Here is a 21,240-nt window from a genome sequence, read left to right on the forward strand (position 1 = left end):
TTAAAGTTCACGGCATCCCGTCGACAGATCGAACGCTGTGTCGTCGGCGCTTCCAGACGGCGTAGAACCTCGAGGGACCGGGGTTCCGGACCGCACTGCGGGGTGTTTTCGACCGAACCGATCACACGTCGATCCACTCCCCGCTGCGAACGGGGATGCGGTGGCGATCAGTACCGACGAACCTCGTCGTTTGCGTTCGACTGCGATCTGTTCGACTGCGATCTGTTCGACTGCGATCTGTTCGACTGCGATCTGTTCGACTGCGATCTACTCTGGTCAGCCGCGTTGTTCCGAGTCTCCACCTCGAGCGCCCGCAGTCGCCGCCGCATCGCGTCGAGGTCGGCCTCGTAGTTCGCCTGCATCGATTCGAGATCGTTCTCGAGATTCGACGTGATCTTCTTGAAGGCGTTGCCGACCGTTTGCTCGAGTTCGTCGAGTTCCGCCGCGACGGCATCGACGTCTGCCGAGTCGGCGTCGGCTTCTACGTCCTCGAGCGAGTCGCGAACGTCGGTGAACTCCGATTTGAGACCGCGCATTTCGGCCCTGACGCTCGTCAGTTCCTCGTCGAGTTCGCCCAGACGCCGATCGAGCGAGAGCAATCGCGGCTTGATCTGGTTCTCGATTTTCGACTCCCGCTCGGTCTCGGCTGCCGAAAGCTGATTGACCTCCGCTCGAAGCGACATCACCTCGTTCTGAAGCGTCTCGAGTTTCTGCTCTGAGCCGTTCTCCTCGACGTCGAGCGTCCATCGAAGGGCCGCTGTGCGCTCCCCGTCGTCGGCTTCGAGTTCGGCTAGCAGTACGTCGAGAATACCTGTCGCCTGTTCTTTACTACGGCTGTCCAACTGCGTGTTGTGGTTGTCCCCCGTCATTGTCGGATCTCCATCCCGTCGACTCGTCTTTTCGTAACACGTGTGCGATACATAATAATAGTATCTATTCGACGAAATTCAGTGGACGGTCCGCCTTCGGCGGACGCGGATCGCCGACTCGAATCGAACGGCTCAAATGGCCGGTCTCGCAACGGGTCTCCATGGGAACTCCCCTCGAGACCCCCGTCGACCAGGCCGAGGAGATCGTCAGCCGACTCGAGGACGCGTACCCGGATTCGACGATCTCGCTTCGGTACTCGAACCGACTCGAGTTACTGATCGCGGTTATCCTTTCGGCACAGTGTACGGACGAGCGGGTCAACGAGGAGACGAAACACCTGTTCGAGACGTACCGGAGTCCGGAGGACTACGCGAACGCGCCCCAGGACGAACTCGCGGAGGCCCTGAATTCGATCACGTACTACAACAACAAGGCGAAGTACATCCGAAGCGCCTGCGAAACGATCGTCGAGGAACACGACGGCGAAGTCCCGGATACGATGGACGAATTGACCGACCTCTCGGGCGTCGGCCGAAAGACCGCGAACGTCGTGTTGCAGCACGGACACGACATCGTCGAGGGCGTGGTCGTCGATACGCACGTTCAGCGCCTCTCGCGGCGATTGGGACTGACCGAGGAGGAACGGCCCGAACGCATCGAACCGGAACTGATGGAGATCGTCCCCGAATCCGACTGGCAACAGTTTACCCACCTCTGTATCGATCACGGTCGTGCGGTCTGTACGGCGCGAAATCCGGACTGTTCCGAGTGCATTCTCGCGGACATCTGTCCATCGGAGCGCGGCGACAGCGAGATCGACCTCGCGTCCGGCGAGCCCTGGTAACTGGCGAGACCGTCCCCGGTACACAGGGGGTCCGGACGGCGCCTGCGCGGGCCACCTCGAGGCGCCGACCATGGCAAGCCCAACGCCTTTTCGCGAATCGCGGGTAGCCCCCGACGAAATCCCATGTCCGACGACACAGATCAGCGCGACTCCACCGGAAAGGACGAACACGGCCGTGACGTCGAACTCGCGAAAGAGAAGACCGATCCCGAGGAAGCCGACGACGAGGAGGGCCTCACCGAAGCGGAGCAGGAAGCCCGCGAGCGACGGGACGAAGAGCAGCGTCGTCAGGACATCGAACACAAGTCTGTCGACCGTGAGGACGACGCCCTCGAGAACACGAATCCGGACGACCATCGGGACGAAGAACCGTACAACAGCTGAGCCGACCGGTTCTTGCGGTCCGGTCTCGGCTCGATTCTGCGGCCTCGACTATCGGTCCGCCAGTTGCTCGTCCGGAACGACCAGCGTCTGGAGCGGTTCGGTCGCAGCGACGGCGATTCGCGAATCGACGGTGACCGACCCGACCGGTCGGCCGTCGACGACGAGGGTGACGTCCCCCTCGTCGCGCTCGACCGTCAGGGCGAGATCGTCGTCGGGGAGCACCCATCGCCGGGTCTGGGTGACGAAGGGGCCGATCGGGGCGACCGCGATCGCGTCGACTGCCGCCGAGAGGCGGGGTGCCCCGACGGCGCTCGCGTAGCCGTTGCTTCCGGCGGGAGTCGCCACCACGACGCCGTCAGCGCGAAAGGTCGCGACGGTCGCATCCGTACCGTGGACGCCGTATTCCGAGATCCGGGCGGGTTCGTCGGTGACGAGCGTCACGTCGAAGAGCGCGCGTTCGCGGCTGCTCGCGTCGTGTGCGTCGGACAGGCCCTCGCGTTCCGAGCGAGTCTCGAGCGCGACGTCGAGAACGGGCCGCGCGCGACGAACGGCGCGTCCGTCGAGCGCAGCCGCGAGCGCATCGGGAACCCGGTCGCGATCGATCGACTCGATGCCAGTGACGGGTCCCACCGGGAGAATCGGCGTTTCGACGCCAGCACGGGCCGCCGCCGCCAGTGACGCGTCGCCGACTGCGACCAGCACCGACGGTTCGGCCGCGAGGACGGTTTCGCGGCTACCACGGACGATCCTCGCGTCGTCGACCGACGCTGCGTCGAGGGATTCGGCTATCTCGGCGGCGTCGCGTCCGTCACCCTCACTGTCGACAATACCGACGACGGGATCCTCGCCCGCGCTCCACGCGGCATCCATATCCGTCAGTTCACGCGGCCCGATCAAAAGCGTACGGTTGTCGTTCGCGGATCTACCGCCGGGTATCGGTCTCGACTCGCTCGAGTCTCACCCGTCGTAGGGCCAGTCGCCAGTGATCCGCATCCCCTCTGCGAGGCCCTGCGACTCGAGGTCGGCGGCGATAGCTGCGGGCTCCCTGTGTTCGACCGTCACCTCGTCGCGGGCGAGTTCGACGACGTAGGCGGAAAGAAGGACGGCCTGTTCAGACAGCGTTCGGGGCTCGAGTTTCTCGATGGTGTCCGCGAAGGTGTGGCCCCAGCCGCGGCCGGCGTCGTCCGACATCGATTTGACGTGACAGCCGGGGACTCCCCATTTGGCAAACGACCAGTGGTCGCTGTGGGGACCGACGCGCGGCACCGTCTCGATCGGGTGATCGTAGCGGTCCGCGACGGTAGTCGCGGTCTCCTCGAGCGCATCGAATCCGTGCGTGACGATCGACAGCGTTCGATCGCGGACGACACCGTCGTTGTTGACCACCGCCTTGATCGCCTCGCGGTCGGCGCGCTCCGCGTACCGCGTGGATCCGACGAGTCCGACCTCTTCGGCGCCGAACGCGACGAATTCGACGCGGGTCTCGAGTTCGTCCTCGCGATCCGCGAGCGCGTTCGCCAGTTCGACCACCATCGCGGTTCCCGCTCCGTTGTCCATGGCGCCCTCCGAGATGTCGTGGGCGTCGACGTGACTCGTCACGAGGACGCGTTCGTCCGTGTCGGGCCCGAGTTCGGCCCGGACGTTCTGACTCCGGGCCGGGTTGATATCCGCTTCGACGGAGACCGAGATCGATTGGCCGTCGAACCGGCGAGCCAACCGGGCACCGACCTCGCTCGAGACGCCGAGGGCGGGGATCGGGCCGATGGGGTCTTCTTTCCAGCCGACGCTGCCGGTCGGCGGGAGACACCCCTCGACGTGATTTCGATAGAGAAAGCCCGCCGCGCCGCCCTCGACGGCGTGGTGGTATTTCTCCCGCCGGTGGATATACCGGTCGGAGTAGGCGGGCACGTCGCTGCGAACCATCACGATGGCGTCTTCGACGTCGGTCGCTGCGAAGTCTTCGGGCAGGCCGTAGCCGAGATCGATCAGTCGCGCATCGACGCGGCCGGAGGGACTGCGCGGCAGGGCGATGCAGTCCTGGGTCGTGTCGCCGGCCCCGATCGCGCTCTCGTCGCGCGTCCACCCCTGAATGTCGAACGACTCGAGGCGAGCGTTTCGCGCGCCGACGTCGGTGAGCGCGTCTCGGGTCAGTTCCGCGGCCTCGCGTTCCCCCTCGCTGCCGGCCATCCGGTTTCCCACGTCGACCAGACGCTCGAGGTGGGTCCAGCCGACGTCGCTCTCGAACACGGGTCCGATCCAGTCGGTCATGGCAGCCACCTCGAGACACGACCGGGTAATTGTATCGTTCGATCGCCACGTCTCCCGTGGTCGATGGCACCATCCAGTGATACGACAAACTACGAATCTTTTTTACGCCGCTCCAACTCGACACGGGTATGCGGGAGACGCTTGCCGACTGGCGGCCGGCGATCGACGAGGAGATCGCCACCCTGATTCCACGCGATATCGACGCCGATTACCTCGAGTCCTTCTTTGGTCCCCCGACGTACGCGTACGATCCGCACGGTATCCAGAACGCCTTAGCGGTGCCACTGTGGGACCTGCTCGACCGCGGCGGGAAGCGGTGGCGTGCGGTACTCTTCCTCGTGTTCGTCGAAGGCTTCGGCGAGGACCCGGCCGAGTACCTGCCGTACGCGTGTATTCCAGAGATCCTGCACAACGGGACGATCATCGTCGACGACGTCGAGGACGGCGCCACGATTCGACGCGGCGAACCAGCACTGCACCGCGTCTACGGTCGCGACGTCGCACTGAACGCCGGCAACGCGATGTACTTTTTGCCGCTGAAGATCCTCACGCGGGATCCGGCAAACCTCCCGGCAGAACAGCGATTGGCCGCCTACGAGATGCTGATGCACGAACTCAACCGGACGCACCTCGGTCAGGGGATGGATATCTGCTGGCACAACGAACGCGAGGTCCGGATCGGTACGGAAGAGTACCTCGAAATGTGCGCGTGCAAGACCGGCTGTCTCGGCCGGATCGTCGCTCGATTGGCCGCGATAATCACCGGCCAGCCACCCGAGGTAGAACAGGCGGTCGCCGACTACGCTGAACTGACCGCGGTCGCGTTCCAGATCGGCGACGACATCCTGGACGTCGAGCACTCGCTCGGTCGGGCCGGCGAGTTCGGCAAGGAGTTCGGAAACGACATTCGGGAGGGCAAGAAGACGCTGCTCGTGATTCACGCACTCCGAGAAAGCGACCCCGACGGCGCTCGACGCCTCCAGGAAATCCTCGAGTCCGACGACAACACCGACGACGAGATCAGAGCCGCCCTCGAAATACTCGAGGACGCCGGCAGCATCGATTACGCCCGCGAACGCGCGCTCGAGTTGGCCGCCGAGGCTCGAGCGGCGATCGACGGCCTGGATTTCGACGACGAGACGACTCGCAAACTCGAGGAATTCACCGAGTTCGTCATCGAACGCGACGAGTAGCGGTGTCCGATGCTGGCCATCGGTATCATTTCCAACTGCCGGGCTCCTCGCCGTGGAACTCGCCTTTCGCTTTCCGCCGGCCCGATTTGAACGTGAACACGGTCACGGCGAGATAGAACGCGGCGACGGCGACGATTACGACTTCGCCCGGGACGCCGGGGATGGAGGCGGTTTGTGTCCACACCTCACCGGGCTCGTAGAGCGAGATCCGAAACAGCCACGCGACCCCGAGAAGCACGAAGAGGGGATAATAGATCCGTCGCAATCGGCGTGAGAGGGCCTCCCTGTAGGATACCTTGATCGTCGGGTTCCGGAGGTCGTCGCTGAGTTCGCCGCGCCAGTCCTCGAGCGACGTGCCGTTCGGTTGGAAGGCGTTAGCGAACAGGTTCTCCTCCAGGAGGCGAACCCGTGCCCGGGTCGCGTCGTACGCCCGGTAGCGCCGAACGTCGAACACGAGAAACAAGGAGACGCCAACGAGGCCGATCAACAGCATGTACGCGGAGGCGTCACCCCCCTGGAAGGCGAGCGCGAGGACGGCCGTGACGGTGACGATCGCCCAGTCGGTCGTGAGATCGAGTCGCGAAAGGCGGTTTCCCTGCTTCGATACCTCGCCACGGTAGTAATGGGGCATCAGCGAGAGGAATTCCTCGCGGTCGGCCGCGGCGGCGGCCGCGACGTTTCGCTCCTCGGAGCCCGTCGAATCGAACTCTTCGGGGTCTGGTTCCGTCACTATCCTCCACCTCCGGCACCCGGCAAACGCGTTCCGGCACCCGGCAAACGCGTCCGTGCGCGACCTCGAGGCGGGTGCGAGCCCCATCGATCGAACGCCGTTCCTCGAGTCGTCGTGCGATAGTCGGGACCCCTCGAGGACTGCAAGCGCTCGGGGAGCGGACCGGGCGCGGCGGGCGCCAGATTCACAGAATACATAGGATCCGTAGTCGTGGCACGACGATGACCCTTTCGTCGCAGACGGACCGCCTCCGGACTCCGGCTGGGTCCGACGGTGGATTCCGGCTCGAGCGACCCGTGATCCCGACTCGAGGAGTGGGTCCCGGCGCGCGCGTTGACCGTTCGCGCACGTGACAGTCACGACACCCGACCGGTAGGGCCAGGTTCAACGTCCTCGACGTGGAACGACGGCTATGGCGGATCACTCGATCCAGGCCGAACCCGATCGGACCGACCCCGCACGGCCGTGGCACGTCCTCGTGGCCCTCGGATTCGCCGGCTCGGAAGTGGGCATCGTCGTCGACGCGGTCCCCGTCGCCGTCGTCGGACTGGTCCTGTTCGCCGCGAGCGTCGCCGGCATCCTCCGGGACGCTGACTACGTCGACGATCCGGTGGCACTCGCGGGCGGGTTCGGCGCGGCGTTCGTCGCCGTCGGCGCAGTGCTGGTCGCCCACGGAACCGGGACGGTTCCGGTCGGGGTCCTCGAGCCACTCTCCGGATTGGCGAGTCGCGGCGTCGCGCTCGTCGTGGCCGGCTTCCTGACGATCGGTGGCGCCGTGGCCGTGCGCTCTCGGAAGCCCTAGCGGATGGAATCGCCGATTCGACTGCGGAACCGCACCCGCGGCTCCGCCCGATAAACCACCCGACGTCTCAATGAGTCACCCAGCATCCCGATGAGCCGACCAGCGTTCGACGCGGAAGTCGCACTCGATCTCGCGGTCAACCTGATCCCGTTCGCGATCATCGCGTTTTTCGTCCTCGTCTTCGCGGTGTTCAACCCGTGGGGGTTCGATCCGCTTCAGTCGACCGTCCAGTTCACCATTCTCCTGGCGACGATGCTTCTCCTCGCGGTCGTGACCCTCATCGCGGCCAGGGCGATCGAGACGGACGATCGCACGCAACAGGAAGTAACTGAGTACTGATATGCACGAAACGATGTTCTCCCGCGTGCTCGTCCCGTCGCTGCGCGGGAAAACCCTCCGTTCGAACCGTGAGACGAATACCCGTGCTCGCTGATCGAACGGTCGGCGGCCGGACCGCCGTCGCCGGCCTCGGTCTCGCGCTCGTGGCCGCGACCGCCGCGTTCGGAGCGCTGCTCGGTGCGACGCTGCCGCGCCACCTCGGCGTCGAGGACATGTCCCTGTTCGCGCTCGCGATTCCCATCACGCCGCTGACGCTCGCCGTCTACGGAGCCGCCGCGATGGGTTCCGTGCTGCTGACCGTCGGCCTCGTCGTCCGCGTCGTGTCTCGATTCGACGACGAGGGAGGATAGTCGGACGCGACGGCCTCGAGTGGCAACTTCGCGGGGACCAGTTTCGAGTCGCGTTCGAGGTCACTCACGCCAGTCCGATCTTCTCGCTGTAGGCCCCGTACTGCGCTTCGAACACCGCCATGATCTCCCCCATCGTCGCGTAGGCTTTCACCGCGTCGACGATGTACGGCATCGCGTTTTCGCCCCGCTCGCAGGCCGCACCCAGATCCGCGAGCGCCCGTTCGACCGCCTCGTCGTCTCGGTCCGTCTTGACGTCCTCGAGCCGGTCGAGCTGGCGCTCGGCGGTGGCCTCGTCGATCTGCAGGATGTCGGGGCTGGTGTCTTCCTCGAGCGTGTACTCGTTGACGCCGACGACGACTTCCTCGCCCCGTTCGACGCGTTCCTGGTACTCGTAGGAGGCCTCCTGGATCTCGCGAAGGAAGTAGCCATCGTCGATTCCTGCGAGGATACCGTCGCGGACCGACCCGTCGCCCAGGTCGCGAATTTCCTCGATGTAGCGCATGGCTCGCGCCTCGATTTCGTTCGTGAGCGTTTCGACGGCGAAGGAGCCACCCATCGGGTCGACGATGTCGGCCGCGCCGGACTCCTCGGCGATGATCTGTTGGGTGCGCAGTGCGACCCGGACGGCCTCCTCGCCGGGCAGCGCCAGCGCCTCGTCGAAGCTGTTGGTGTGTAGCGATTGGGTGCCGCCGAGGACGCCGGCGAGCGCCTGGATCGTCACCCGGACGACGTTGTTCAGCGGTTGCTGAGCCGTCAGCGACTGCCCCGCCGTCTGCGTGTGGAACTTGAGCCGCTTCGACTCGTCGGCTTCGGCGCCGTACCACTCGTCCATCACTCGCGCGTAGATCCGACGCGCCGCTCGGAACTTCGCGATTTCCTCGAAAAAGGAGTTGTGACAGTTGAAGAAAAACGACAGACGGGGGGCGAACTCGTCGACGTCGAGCCCCCTGTCGAGTGCGTCTTCCACGTATCCGAACCCGTCGGCGAGCGTGAACGCGAGTTCCTGGACCGCCGTCGACCCGGCCTCGCGGATGTGGTACCCCGAAATCGAGATCGGATGGAACCGTGGCGTCTCCGCCGTACTGAACTCGAGGACGTCCGTGACGAGACCGAGCGAGGCCTCCGGTGGGATCACCCACTCTTTCTGGGCGATAAACTCCTTGAACATATCGTTCTGGAGGGTTCCACGCAGTTTCTCGCGAGGGACGCCGCGTCGATCGGCCAGCGCGATGTACATGGCGTAGATAACCGGCGCGGACGGGTTGATCGTGAACGACGTCGAAATGTCGGCGAGGTCGATCCCGTCGAAGAGGATCTCCATGTCCCGCAGCGTGTCGACCGCGACGCCTTCCTTCCCGATCTCGCCCTGGCTCATGGGATCGTCCGAATCGAGTCCCATAAGCGACGGCATGTCGAATGCCACCGAGAGCCCGGTCTGGCCCTCGTCGATCAGGTAGTGAAAGCGCTCGTTGGTCTCTTCGGCGGTTCCGAAGCCGGCGAACTGGCGCATCGTCCACGTCCGACCGCGGTACATCGTCGGATACGGCCCTCTGGTGTAGGGCTCTTCGCCCGGGAATCCGAGATCCTCGAGGTAATCGAGATCCGAAACGTCCGCGGGCGTGTAGAGGCGGTCGACCTCGTGATTCGAGACGGTCGCGAACTCGTCGGCACGCTCGCCGTGGCGCTCGAGTGCCGACTCGAGCGTCTCGGCTTCCCACCGTCGTTCAGCCTCGCGAATTTGCTCGAGATCCTCCGTATCGTACATGGGTGTAACATTTGCCGACACCGCAATGAAGGTTCGGGGACGACGGCCATCCGTGAGAACTGTTCGGGAGGGAGAATACGCTCAAACCGCTGGCATCGACGACTCCGCTCGAACCGTTAGCGTCAACGACGACCGGTGAGACCCGACGTGTCCCCGGTGGTCTACAGTATCGCTGGTTCTGCGGGTCCGGCGCGGTGCCCGTCGGTTGTCGTCGATTCTCGCAGTCGTCGTTCCACACCTCTCGACGGTCGCTTCACGCCTCGCGGCCGCCGTCTCACGCGTCGTCGTCGCTCGCTACGTCGCTGCGGTCAGATTGGAGTCGCTTAGTCGTCTGGACCAGCGGGTGGCGGGCGTAATCGACGACGTCGATGTCGTCGATTCGATCGAGGCCTTCCTTCTCCGCCGTGCGAGCCATCCCGAGATCGATCTCGTATTCGACGACGATGACGTACGCGTCCATCTCGTCGATTCCGAGTCGGTCGGCCGCGAGGACACGATGGTGGCCGTCCGCCAGGAGAAGGGTTCCGCCGTTGTCGATAACCACCAGCGGCTCGGCGAGGCCTCGCTCGAGTTCGTATCGCCGCCCCTCGAGTTCGTCGGCGTATACCCGCCCCTGGGTCGGGGTGAGATCCGCGAGCGGGACCGTTCGGCGCTCCTCCCGCAGATCGATCTCGTGGATCTGCTCTAGAGTCCGCATCAATTTGCCGACCTTCTCCGGGGTCGCACGTTCGATCTGACTGCGGATGACGTCGGCGTTGGAGATGATCCCCACGAGGTTGCCCGCGTCGTCGACGACGGGGAGTTTCTGAATGCCCGACCGCAGAATGACTCGGGCGGCGTCGTTTACCTTCATGTCGGGGTGGGCGACCAGCAGATCGGTCGCCATGACCTTGAAGATTGGATCGCCGTCGTCGGCGAGCAACAGGTCGCGGGCGCTGACGAACCCTTCGACGCGGCGGCGATCGCAGACGGGAAAGCCGCTGTGCTCTTCGCTTTCGGCGATCCGCGTCGCGACCTCTCCGACGGTTTCGTCGGGCGAGACCGTCGCCACGTCGCGCGTCATGTAGTCTTTGACCCGGGGTTTCGTCCGGTCCGGCACGACCTCCATACGCGGCCGTACGCGGTCCGCGCGCAAAAGTACTGGTACTTTACCCGCTCCGGGAAAACGACCGCGGCCGGACTCGACGGCTCCTCACCGCACCCCGAGCGCGACCGGTTCAATTCAGAATGAGGGCGAACCCGGCCACCGACATCATGATCGCGATCCCAACCAGCAGAAGTAAGAACAACTCCTTTTCGGATAGTCGTCCTCGCTGGACCCGAGTCGACGCGTCTGGATCGCCGTTATCCGGACTCACGTGGGATCAGTGTCCTTCTACACCCCCGTCACGGAAGAGCGTTTCCCGGCGGCCTGGTCCCGAACCCGCATCGACGATCGAGTCCCGTCCCGATACCACCGCGTCTCGACGACGAACGCTCGAACGACCGCCGGTCCGACGACATCCGTCCGATCCGTCACCGCGATCCAGGCGACATCGACGTCGTGCTCGAGGCCGCCGTCGACGATGGCGACCGGGAACACGATTTCCGTTACTGGCTCCCTATCTCCCGAACCATGATGTCGTCGAGGTAGACGTGATCCGCGGCGCTGATCCAGTAGGCGATGCTCGATCGTCCGTATCCCGTGTACTGGGTCGGATCGGAGGTGAACTCGCCGAGTTTCGCGGTTCCCTCGCCGGTGTCGACGGAGATGGTCCAGCTATCCGAGCCGGTACCGTCGACGACCGTCCGATACCAGGTGTTCGTCGAGAGCGACAGATCGGCGTGGCCGAGGTAATTGTCGCCGCTCGTGCCGCGTTCCTGGATCTGGACGAACTGGTTGGCACTGTCGAGGCGGATCAGGATACGAAACGCCTCCGACAGATCGCTCGACTGGATCCCGAAGGAGATGCTGAAGAACTCGCCGGTCGTCTGGGGGTTCCACCAGAACTCCCAGATGTCGTCCGGGGCGGGATAGTTCGGCAGGCCGGAATCGGAGCGGGTGGTTCCGGAGGTGTTGTCCCTGCCGTTCAGATCCAGTCCGTACGGTTCGAGATAGTTTGCGGAACTCGAGACGGTGGCCTCGGCGCCGTGGGAGTACTGGTCCAGACCGACGCTATCGAAGGTGTCGATAACGGTGGTGTCTCCGCCGTCCCCGTCTTCGTATCCGAAGTAGAACTCGGGGAGGTTGCCGTTTTCGTCCAGCGGACTCGCGAGCCCTAACTCCGAGGCCGACACCGCCGTATCGCGATACGTGTTCCCGTTGTGATGGAGTTCCGGCCAGATGCCCTCGGGCGTGATGTGGTCGATGAAAAACTCGGTGCCGTTGTCGCTCGCGACGCGAACGTCGTTTTCGAGGTAGACGGTACCCGGGTTGTGCCAATCTGGGAACTCCCGTCCGATGAGGAACGTGTGTGCGTTCGATCCTTCGTCGTAGATGTACATCTCTTCGAACGTCGCTGCGACGTTCTCCGTACTGTCGACGCGGATCGGCCGATTCGACCCGTTTTTACCGTGAATTACGCATTTTCGGAAGGTGATCTCCTGACAGCTCGTGCGAAGTTGGACCAGGTCGGCTCCCCACCCGTCACCCGCGCCGATAATTTCGAGTCCGACGACCTCCATGTCCCACCCGTAGTCGGATACGAGAGGAGTGCCTAGCTGACCACTGGTTCTGCCGGATACTTCCGTCCTCCCGCCGATGATCTTGTCGTGATGGGAGATCCGCATCCCACCACGGGCGTTGTCTACGGCCGTACAGTTCCAGAGGATATTCCGTCCCGGTTCGGTATCCGACAGGACGTAGAACGCATTGGCCTCGAAATTCTTCGCGACACAATCCTTCCAGACGTTGAATCCTCTGTGTTTCGGATCGGCGTTGGGGCCATATGCGTGATCGTGCGTGTCGCCATCGCTGTGCCAGGTCATATCCGTCCCCCCGTCCGGGAACTCGCACCTGTGCACGAAGCCGGTCCCGCCTTCGGCCATCTGGATTTTAAACGTGGCTTCGCCTCCGACATTTTCCAGTACAGGCCCATCCTTATCCGAATCGGGGTTCGAATACAGGTCCTGTTGGCGGTGTCGGGCACCTTCCAGTTTGACGTCTTCACACCAGGCTTCTTGCCCGATGCCGAACGTCTGGACAATCGCGACGTCGCTGCTGTACTCGCCCGCATCTTCGGTGATGTCGAACGTCACACCCTCTAACACGAGGTACTCCGGACTGGCGTGGATGAGCGTGTGGACACTTGGGTTGACTCCAACGTAGTGAATGCGTGCCCCGTCTCCGATGATGCCGACGATGTCACCGATGTCAGAATTCGTGACCATCGACTCCATCTCGTACGTCCCGTTTCCGAGGTCGACGATCGCATCGTTCTGTGACGCCTGAACGATCCGTTCAGCGAGGTCGCCGCTCCGACCGTCGTAACTCGAGGCGTCCCATATATCGTACGCCCGGCTATCCCGAAATTCCCCGTCGGCGCGAAAGTCGGGCTTGGACTGCCAGAGGTTCCAGGCTTCGTCCGTGAGATCGTAGTAGTCGTTCGATTCAGGTTTTGTGGTTCCGGTGGCCGCCGCTGTCGGAGTTACTCCGTGTGACAATCCCACCATGGAGGCGCCGATCCCTGCCACCCCCGTTTTTAGCCAGTCGCGCCTGCTGAATCGATAGTCGTTTTCGGTCTGCTTCCAACCGACGCCTTCTTCACCTTCATTATCTATATTATATGTGGAATTAATAAATACCCTATATTAAAATTACCTATGATTAGAAGTATTACTTATTTGTGTTTTGGGATATGTGTGGTTGATACTATTAAATATTATCGAGCGGATATCGTATTACAGAGAACCGTCAGCGGATTAATAAACGATTTGGGCGGAATCGGGCTCCCGTGTGCGGCGTGCAGTCTCCTCGCTGTCAGGCCGATTCACTCTCGTCTTGCTCTCCCCGCTGTGTGAACAGCCACTGGCTGGTCTGCGTGTACGCCCCCACCGGCGTTCCCGGCTGCGTTTCGATGGCCTCGAAGAACCGATTCGTGATGACCTCCTCGACGACGCTGACGATCGATTCCACCTCCTCTTCGTCATCGGCGCTGCCGAGGATGCCGATCTCGAGTTGCGCGCCGGCCATGTCGGCGTGGCCTCCCGCACTGCCGATCCGGTCGTAGGCGTCCCGGAGCGTCTCGCCCAGGTCGACGTCTGCCGTTCTCGAGCGGGCCGACAGGTACACCATTTCGTCGTTGAACCCGAAGACGAGCGTCGTCTCCACCCCCTCCATCGAAAGCAATTCGTCGGCCGCCTGTGGTAACGCGTCGCGGTCGCCGATTCGGCCGACGCTCGCGACCGCCACCGAGTCCCGTTGCACTCGGTTCTTGATCGCCCGCGCGATCGTTTCGAGGGTCTCTCCCTCGAGGGAGGGCTGTTCGATCTGGCGCAGAATCGACGTGTCGACGTGGGGCCACAGCAGCGATGCGGCCCGGAAGTCCGCGGGAGACACTTCGCGGGTGAAGTCGTTCGTATCGACGCGAATACCGAAGAGCAGCGCCGTTGCGGTCGCCGAATCGAACGCGAGGCCGAATCGATCGACGTACTCGGTCAGGACCGTACTGGTCGCGCCCACCCCCTGGCGAAGGTCCACGAACTCGCCCGGAACCGGTCCGCGAGGCGGGTGGTGATCGATGACGATATCGACGTGACTGTCTTCCGGGAGCTGGTCGTTGACGCCGGGTCGAGAGTGGTCCACTAGGGCGATAGCCGAATAGTTCTCGAGGGAGTGCTCGCGGCCGACGTTGCGAAGATCTAGCTCCAGCAGGTTCACCATCGCCCGGTTCTCCTGGTGGGAGATGTCGCCGAAGTAGCAGGCGTCGGCTTCGACGCCGACCGACTCGGCGATGTCGACCATCGCCACCGCGCTCGCGATGGCGTCCGGATCCGGGTTGTCGTGGGTCACCACGGCCAGCCGACCGTCGATCGCCGACAGCCGTTCCCGGAGTTCGATCGCAGTTTCGGCGGCCGGATTCGTCGTTCGCTCGAGCACCCGATCTGCCATCGCGGCCGACGGGTCGACGATGTGATCGGCGAGCGCATCGAAGCGGTCGATATCCGCCGCCGTCGCGTTCCCACCCAGATAGGCAACGATCGACGTGTCGGGGAACCGGTCTCGCGCGGCCTCGAGCGTGGCTCGGTTGACGTCCGTTCGATCGCCGGCGACGAAAACCACGTCCGGCGTCTCGACGGTCGCGATGGATTCGGGATCTGCCGGATCGGCGCTCCGGGCCGGCACGCTTTCGTCGCGCAACGTCTCGACGACGCCGTCGTCGTCGGTGATGACGAGCAATCGCCCGCCGTCGCCCGCGGACAGCTGCTCTGTCACCTGCCGACAGATGGTCCCGCAGCCCAGCACGAGCCAGAAAACCATGTATCGCCGCCTGCGACCCCAACGGATAAAAGAGACGCGGTCTCGATCAGGGAACGATCGCGGCCGCCGCCTCGAGTGCGGCGTTCGCGATCGGATCGAACGCCGGCAGGATGAGAACCGTAATTACGGCGGCTGCGATGACCGCCGCGTAGAGCCCGGTCGGTTGAGCGAGGCGGTCGCGGTCGAGGACCGGATCCTCGATCCAGAGTGCCTTGACCAGCCGGGAGTAGTAGTACAGCGAGAGCGCGCTGTTGACGACGAGTGCACCGGCGACGACGAGCATCGCCGCGTTGTCGGCGGCCGCTTCGATCGCTGCGGTGTACAGCAGGTACTTGCTCCAGAAACCGCCGAAGAGGGGGAATCCCGCGAGGCTGAACATGAAGACGGCCATCGCGGCGCAGGCGACCGGCGCCTGTCTGGCCAGACCGCTGTAGTCTTCGAACGTTCGACCGACGCCCCAGTACTCGGCCAATCCGACGAACAGGAACGCGCCCGTGTTCATGAAGCCATAGACCAGCAGGTGCATCATCGCCGCGCCCATGACCGAGTCGGCGGCTCCGGTCGAGAGACCCGCGAGCCCGATCAACACGTAGCCGGCGTGGCCGATCGAGGAGTACGCGAGCATTCGCTTGACGTTCTCCTGTGTCGCCGCGGCGAAGTTCCCGACCGTCATCGTCACGATCGCGAGGACGACGAACGCCCACGTCCACTCGACGCCGATGACGTCGGTCGTCGCGTCGAGCGGGAACGCCGTCGTGAACACGCGGAACGCGAGGACGAAGCCGGCGGCCTTCGAGGCCGACGAGAGGAACGCGGAGATCGGCGCGGGCGCTCCCTCGTAGGCCTCGGGGGCCCAGAAGTGGAACGGAACGCTCGCCGTCTTGAACGCGATTCCACCGATCAACATCAGGATGCCGAGTCCGAGCAGCCCGCCCATCTCACCGGCGTTTCCGAGCCCCGTCGCGATGGCCTCGAGCTGCAAGGAGCCGGTCGCACCGTACACGAGGCTGATTCCATAGACGAAAATCGCCGACGACAGCGCCCCGATCAGGAAGTACTTCAGCCCGGCTTCGACGCTGCCGCGGTTGTCCTTCAGGATCGCGACCAGCGCGTACGACGGCAAACTCGTTAGCTCGAGGGCGATGAAGATCGTCACGAGGCTGTTGGCCGCGGCCATCATCGACATGCCCGTCGCCGCGAGGATCACCAGCGAGTAGTACTCGGCCTGATAGGTGTGATCCCGCAGGTAATCGTGGCTCGCGACCGCGACGAGGGTCGTGACGGCGGCGATGATGATCATGAAGTAAAGCGCCAGTCGGTCGACGACGAACTGGTCGCCCATGATATCGATGACGCCGTAGTTTTCGATTCCCGTCGCACCGACGCCGGCGGCGCTGAACCACACGGCGACGGCGAGCGACGAGAGCGAGCCGACCACGGCGACGCCGGACAGCAGCGTGCGGTTCGTCGAGTGCGGATCGATGCTGTCGAGCAGGAACAAGACGAGCGCCGTCCCCGCGAGGATCAGTGCCGGTGCGAGCGCCGCCCACTCTGGTAGCTGTACGACCGCCATCAGAGATCACCTCCCTGAAGGATCGGATCGACTGCGTCGGTTATCATATCGAAGATCAGTTCGGGAGCCACGCCGAGGACGATGATGAGTCCCAGTAACACGACCATCGACGCGACGTCGTGGGCGGGTGCGCGGCCCACGTCGTAATCAGTCTCGAGTCGATACGGCCCGAACACCGTCCGCTGGAGTGCAAAGAGCAGGTACCCCGCCACGATGACGATGCCGAACATCGCCAGCCCGGTAAACAGCGGCGAGTACGAGAGCAACTCGGAGCCGAACGCGCCGAAGAAAATGAAGTATTCCGCGGCGAACCCGCTCATCAGCGGCAGGCCCATGTAGCCGAAGGCACCGGCGACCAGCACCCCGACCGCGATCGGCATTCGGTCCGCGAGTCCGGACATGTCCGTCACCATCCGGGTGTGGGTGGCGTTGTAGATGACGCCGACGGCCATGAACATCAGCCCCGAGATGAGGCCGTGTGAGACCATCTGGAACGTGGCGCCGCCGACCCCGAACTGCGTGTACGCGACGAGTCCGAGGATGACGTACCCCATCGACGAGACCGACGAGTACGCGACGATCCGCTTCAAATCGGTCTGGGCGAGCGCGAGCATCGCGCCGTAGATGACGCTGATGACGGCGATCGCCGCGATCGCCAGCGCGTACGTCTCGACCTGGTTCGGGAACATCGTGAAGTTGAACCGCAACAGGGCGTAGGTCCCCATTTTCAACAGCACGCCCGCGAGCAGCACCGACGCCGGCGTCGGCGCCTCGACGTGGGCGTCCGGCAGCCACGTGTGGAAGGGGACGACGGGGACCTTCACGGCGAATCCGAGGAACATCGCGACGAACACCGTCGACGCGAGCGCCGTCCCGCTCAGGCCGAAGAGACCGTCGGGACCGCCGTTGCGCATCGCGTCCGCGATCTCCGGCAGCGCGAACGACGTGACGTCTCCGAGACCGAAGACCAGCGCGATGAACGCGCCGAACATCACCAGCGACGCCACGTTCGTGTAGACGAAGAACTTGATCGCGGCGTACTTCCGGCGCGGGCCGCCCCAGATCCCGATGAGCAGATACATCGGGATCAGAACCGCCTCCCAGAAGACGAACCAGAGGAAGAAATCGAGCGCGGTGAAGACGCCGATCAGGTTCGCCTCGATGAACAACACGAGCCCGTAGAACTGCGATTCGCGCTCGTCGATCGGCGTCCAGGAACTGACGATCGCGAGCGTACAGAGGATCGTCGTCAGGATCACCAGCGGGAGGCTGATCCCGTCTAAGCCGACGAACCACGAGATCGTGTACTCACCGAGTTCGATCCACGGTGCCCGCGACTCGAACGCCAGTTCGCCATCGACCAAGGCGTTGCCGCTCCCGTCGAATGCGGTGAACAGCCAGAGGCTGATCGCCGCCGGTACGAGGCTGATCGCGAAGGCCAGTTTCCCAGCGATTCGATTCGGCGCGACGAACGTTACCAGCGCACCCACCAGCGTTACCGCGATCAGAGCTTCGATAATCATACGAACCACCCTCCGAGCACGCCGAGAATCAACAGTAAGCCGATAAACCCGGCGACCAACAACGCCGCGTAGTTAGTCACGATACCCGTCTGCAGTCGCTTCATCCAGTTACTGCCGAAGAGGCTGATCGTCGACGTCCCGTTGACGATGCCGTCGATGACGGTCTGATCGAACCTGTCGGCCGTTCGAGCGAGCGGGAGCGTCAGGCCCTCCGCGAGCCAGACCTGGTACTCGTCCTGGTAGTAGTTGCTTCGCAGGACGTGGTACGCGCCGCCGAGCTTCTCGGTGTGACGGGTTGGTTCGGGCACGTTGTACAGCGTGTGTGCGACGGCCGCGCCCAAAAGTGCCAGTCCGAGCGACAGACCGGCACTGAGCAGCATGGTCGTCGTTTCGGACCCGATCGCGCCCTCTTCGAAGGCCACCGTCTCGTGGTACTCGTGGTAGGTCAGCCCTTCGACGTATCCGTACTCGCCGTCGAGCCAGAACTCGAGGAACGTGATATCGAGGTCGAGCAGGGAAGCGACGGGCGCGAGGTTGACGAACCCGGCGACGGTCGCGAGGATTCCGAGGACGACCAGCGGCACCTTGATCGAGAGCCCGACGGGGTGGGGGTCCTCTGCCGTCTCCGTCCGGGGCTCGCCGTGGAAGGTCAGAAAGACCATCCGGAAGGTGTAGAACCCGGTGAAAAACACCGCGATCAGGCCCATCGCGTAGGCCGCGAGGATGACCGGCTGCTCCAACCCGACCGCGAGGGCGTCGAATAGTACCTCGTCTTTCGACCAGAAGCCGGCGAAGGGGACGATCCCCGCGAGCGCGAGCGCGCCGGCGAGGAACGTGTAGTAGGTAACGGGCGCTCTGTCTTTCAGGCCGCCCATCTCCCACATGTCCTGTTCGTGGTGCATCAGGATGATGACGGACCCCGCACCGAGGAACAGCAGCGCCTTGAAGAAGGCGTGGTTCATGAGGTGGAAAACGCCGGCGACGTAACCGCCGACGCCGAGGCCGAGCATCATATAGCCGTACTGGCTGATCGTGGAGTACGCCAGCACCTGCTTGATGTCGTCTTTGACGACGGCCATCGACGCGGCGAAGAGCGCGGTAAAGCCGCCCACGAAGGCGATGATCGCCAGCGCGGTCGGTGACAACGCGTAGTAGCCGAACATCCGGGCGACCAGGTAGACGCCGGCCGCGACCATCGTCGCCGCGTGGATGAGTGCCGAGACGGTCGTCGGACCTTCCATCGCGTCCGGCAGCCAGGTGTGGAAGGGGAACTGCGCGGACTTTCCGAGGACCCCGCCGAGGACGAGGAGTCCGGTGATCGTCACCCACGTCTCGGCGTCGAAGCCGAACAACGTCGCACCGTCGTCGATGGCCGCCTCGGCGGCGGTAACGAACGACTCTTCGCCGGCGAAGCCGAGTGAACCGAACGTCGCCGCGATCGCGACGACTCCGATCAGGAAGAAGTAGTCGCCGAAGCGGGTGACCAGAAACGCCTTCTTCGCGGCCGACGGGGCCGATTCCGTGCGGAACCAGAACCCGATCAGCAGGTACGAACAGAGCCCCACGAGTTCGAAGAACATGAACGCCATCAGCAGATTGTCCGCGAAGACGAACGCGAGCATACTGAACGTAAAGAGACCGAGTTCGGCGTAGTACCGCCGCAGTCCCGTTTCTCCTTCGTCGTTCATGTAGCCGAGGCTGAACACGTGGACGAGCAACGCGATGAGCGACACGATCACCAGCATGAGCGCCGACAGCGGATCGATCAGCACACCGAACGAGAAGGCGACACTCTCGGCTCCCGTTTCGCTGGCGGCAGCGCCGGCCGTCCACTCGTACAGCGTCGTGTGGTGGACGTCGCCGCCCGCGACGGCCGCGAACATCACGAGCGAGATCAGAAGCGACCCGGCCGTCGCGATAATACCCGGAAGCGCGCCCTTTTTCGGCAGGTAGGTCCCGAACAGCAGCGTGACCACGAAGGCCACGAGCGGGAGCACTGCGATCGCCGGTGCGAATCCAAACGGTCCTGTTGCTGTTGCTGCCATCTTACCACCTCATCGTCGTTGGAACCGTGACGTCGACGTCACGGAAGTTTCGGTACAGCACCAGAATGATCCCGAGTCCGACGGCAACCTCCGCGGCAGCCAGCGCCATCGTAAACAGCGCGAACAGCTGTCCCGTCAGGTTGCCGTGATAGAACGCGAACGCGATCAGGTTGATGTTCGCCGCGTTCAACATCAACTCGACGGACATCAGGAACAACAGTGCGTTGCGACGCGTCAGGACGCCGAACAGCCCGATACAGAACACCGCCATCGACAGCAGGACGTAGTACTGTACGTCGACGGTCATCGGGACTCACCCCCGGCGTCTGCGGACTCGGACCGCTTACCGCCGTCGGAACGCCGTTCCGACGAGGATCGCGATCCGTCTCCGGACCGCTTACCGCCGTCCGTAACGGCCGGCTCCGGTCCCGTATCACTGCTCGAGGACGCACCCGTGCTCGAGAGCGCCGAGACGGGTTCGCCGCCTTCCTCGCGTTTCGCGAGGACGAGCGAGGCGTCGAGTGCCGCGTCCAGTGCGACGGCGACGAGCAAGACGGCGGCGAGGAACGGTTCCGTGCCGCCAACTTGCTGCAGCGAGTCGAAGCCGAACAGCGCGTAGCCGAGTTCGGCCGTGATCGAGACGTCGTCGGGGAAGCCGGCTCCCGCGGCCGCAGTCATGGGCTCGAACGTCGTGTTCAGCGCGATGAGCGCCATCACGCCGAACAGCCCGACGGCGAGTAATCCCGGAACGAGCGTCCGGCCGAGCCGGAGTTTCGGGCCGGTCGTCATGCCTGTACCACCTCGTCGGAATCGGCGTCGGATTCCTCGCGCTGGGTCAGCATGACGGCGAACGTGATGAGGACGAGGACCCCGCCCACGTAGACGAGGACCTGCATCATGGCGACGAATTCGGCCGCCAGCATCACGTAGTGAACCGCCACGCTGAGCAGCGCAACACCCAGCAGGAGCGCCGAATGCCACGGGTCCTGCACGAGTACGACACCCACCGCGCTGGAAAGCGTGACGAACGCGAACAGCGCGAACGCGATCAACTCGTAGTTCATGTTTGTTGGTAGTGCCCGTTTGCGGGACGGGC

21 protein-coding genes are annotated in these 21,240 nt (G+C 63.9%); 6 read left to right on the forward strand and 15 right to left on the reverse strand.

The annotated features are described in order from the left end of the window. Positions 1-167 precede the first annotated feature (167 nt). Entirely contained in the window at positions 168-869 is a 702-nt protein-coding gene (locus tag NJT13_RS17025; protein WP_254522868.1) for a hypothetical protein, read from the reverse strand. Positions 870-1,030: 161 nt separating this feature from the next. Here NJT13_RS17025 and nth point away from each other — a divergent pair, with 161 nt between their 5' ends. After that, on the forward strand, positions 1,031-1,714 hold the full coding sequence (gene nth, locus NJT13_RS17030; protein WP_254522870.1) for an endonuclease III: 684 nt from the start codon (positions 1,031-1,033) through the stop codon (positions 1,712-1,714). A 123-nt stretch (positions 1,715-1,837) separates the two neighbouring features. Continuing rightward, a complete protein-coding gene (locus tag NJT13_RS17035; protein WP_254522871.1) occupies positions 1,838-2,098 on the forward strand; it encodes a hypothetical protein in 261 nt (86 codons plus the stop codon). Positions 2,099-2,146: 48 nt separating this feature from the next. On the opposite strand, the gene NJT13_RS17040 is transcribed toward NJT13_RS17035, so the two are convergent. Further along, positions 2,147-2,968: an NAD(+)/NADH kinase gene (locus NJT13_RS17040; protein WP_254522872.1), complete on the reverse strand. Its 822-nt coding sequence runs from the start codon at positions 2,966-2,968 to the stop codon at positions 2,147-2,149. Positions 2,969-3,055: 87 nt separating this feature from the next. Continuing rightward, positions 3,056-4,366 (reverse strand): M28 family peptidase, encoded by a 1,311-nt coding sequence (locus tag NJT13_RS17045; protein WP_254522874.1) that lies wholly within the window; start codon positions 4,364-4,366, stop codon positions 3,056-3,058. Positions 4,367-4,494: 128 nt separating this feature from the next. Here NJT13_RS17045 and NJT13_RS17050 point away from each other — a divergent pair, with 128 nt between their 5' ends. Then, entirely contained in the window at positions 4,495-5,559 is a 1,065-nt protein-coding gene (locus NJT13_RS17050) for a polyprenyl synthetase family protein (RefSeq protein WP_254522875.1), read from the forward strand. A 25-nt stretch (positions 5,560-5,584) separates the two neighbouring features. Here NJT13_RS17050 and NJT13_RS17055 read toward each other — a convergent pair whose 3' ends face one another. Further along, positions 5,585-6,289: a DUF2270 domain-containing protein gene (locus NJT13_RS17055; RefSeq protein WP_254522877.1), complete on the reverse strand. Its 705-nt coding sequence runs from the start codon at positions 6,287-6,289 to the stop codon at positions 5,585-5,587. 412 nt (positions 6,290-6,701) lie between these two features. Here NJT13_RS17055 and NJT13_RS17060 point away from each other — a divergent pair, with 412 nt between their 5' ends. The 3 genes from NJT13_RS17060 to NJT13_RS17070 all read left to right on the forward strand — a co-directional run bounded on the left by NJT13_RS17060 (position 6,702) and on the right by NJT13_RS17070 (position 7,780). Then, the gene (locus tag NJT13_RS17060) at positions 6,702-7,091 is read left to right on the forward strand and encodes a DUF7541 family protein (protein ID WP_254522878.1); all 390 of its coding nucleotides are present in this window, start codon (positions 6,702-6,704) and stop codon (positions 7,089-7,091) included. 90 nt (positions 7,092-7,181) lie between these two features. Beyond that, a complete protein-coding gene (locus NJT13_RS17065; protein ID WP_254522880.1) occupies positions 7,182-7,430 on the forward strand; it encodes a DUF6684 family protein in 249 nt (82 codons plus the stop codon). 83 nt (positions 7,431-7,513) lie between these two features. Continuing rightward, positions 7,514-7,780, forward strand: a complete 267-nt coding sequence (locus tag NJT13_RS17070) for a DUF7520 family protein (RefSeq protein WP_254522881.1) — start codon at positions 7,514-7,516, stop codon at positions 7,778-7,780. A gap of 64 nt (positions 7,781-7,844) precedes the next feature. Here the strand turns inward: NJT13_RS17070 and NJT13_RS17075 are convergent, their stop codons facing one another. The 11 genes from NJT13_RS17075 to NJT13_RS17125 form a co-directional block, all read right to left on the reverse strand. Then, entirely contained in the window at positions 7,845-9,545 is a 1,701-nt protein-coding gene (locus NJT13_RS17075) for a methylmalonyl-CoA mutase family protein (protein WP_254522882.1), read from the reverse strand. Between the two features lie 274 nt (positions 9,546-9,819). After that, a complete protein-coding gene (locus NJT13_RS17080) occupies positions 9,820-10,653 on the reverse strand; it encodes a CBS domain-containing protein (RefSeq protein WP_254522883.1) in 834 nt (277 codons plus the stop codon). A 267-nt stretch (positions 10,654-10,920) separates the two neighbouring features. Continuing rightward, positions 10,921-11,127 carry a hypothetical protein gene (locus NJT13_RS17085; RefSeq protein WP_254522884.1) on the reverse strand — a complete coding sequence of 69 codons (207 nt, stop codon included), beginning with the start codon at positions 11,125-11,127 and terminating at the stop codon, positions 10,921-10,923. Positions 11,128-11,135: 8 nt separating this feature from the next. After that, positions 11,136-13,196, reverse strand: a complete 2,061-nt coding sequence (locus NJT13_RS17090; protein WP_254522885.1) for a hypothetical protein — start codon at positions 13,194-13,196, stop codon at positions 11,136-11,138. 307 nt (positions 13,197-13,503) lie between these two features. After that, positions 13,504-15,003, reverse strand: coding sequence for a DHH family phosphoesterase (locus NJT13_RS17095; RefSeq protein WP_254522886.1), 1,500 nt, complete (start codon positions 15,001-15,003; stop codon positions 13,504-13,506). A 46-nt stretch (positions 15,004-15,049) separates the two neighbouring features. Then, positions 15,050-16,576, reverse strand: coding sequence for an NADH-quinone oxidoreductase subunit N (locus NJT13_RS17100; protein WP_254522888.1), 1,527 nt, complete (start codon positions 16,574-16,576; stop codon positions 15,050-15,052). Then, complete coding sequence (locus NJT13_RS17105) at positions 16,576-18,099, reverse strand: complex I subunit 4 family protein (RefSeq protein WP_254522891.1); 1,524 nt, start codon at positions 18,097-18,099, stop codon at positions 16,576-16,578. Before NJT13_RS17105 ends, NJT13_RS17100 begins: the two co-directional genes overlap by 1 nt. Next, positions 18,096-20,144: an NADH-quinone oxidoreductase subunit L gene (gene nuoL, locus NJT13_RS17110; protein ID WP_254522893.1), complete on the reverse strand. Its 2,049-nt coding sequence runs from the start codon at positions 20,142-20,144 to the stop codon at positions 18,096-18,098. The genes NJT13_RS17105 and nuoL overlap by 4 nt, the downstream gene beginning before the upstream one ends. 1 nt (position 20,145) lies before the next feature. Further along, a complete protein-coding gene (nuoK, locus tag NJT13_RS17115) occupies positions 20,146-20,451 on the reverse strand; it encodes an NADH-quinone oxidoreductase subunit NuoK (protein WP_006181260.1) in 306 nt (101 codons plus the stop codon). Then, positions 20,448-20,933 (reverse strand): hypothetical protein, encoded by a 486-nt coding sequence (locus tag NJT13_RS17120; protein ID WP_254522896.1) that lies wholly within the window; start codon positions 20,931-20,933, stop codon positions 20,448-20,450. The genes nuoK and NJT13_RS17120 overlap by 4 nt, the downstream gene beginning before the upstream one ends. Continuing rightward, on the reverse strand, positions 20,930-21,208 hold the full coding sequence (locus NJT13_RS17125; protein ID WP_254522899.1) for an NADH-quinone oxidoreductase subunit J: 279 nt from the start codon (positions 21,206-21,208) through the stop codon (positions 20,930-20,932). Before NJT13_RS17125 ends, NJT13_RS17120 begins: the two co-directional genes overlap by 4 nt. Between the last annotated feature and the right edge of the window lie 32 nt (positions 21,209-21,240).

Source organism: Natrinema caseinilyticum (genome assembly GCF_024227435.1).
GTDB classification, from domain to species: Archaea; Halobacteriota; Halobacteria; order Halobacteriales; family Natrialbaceae; genus Natrinema; species Natrinema caseinilyticum.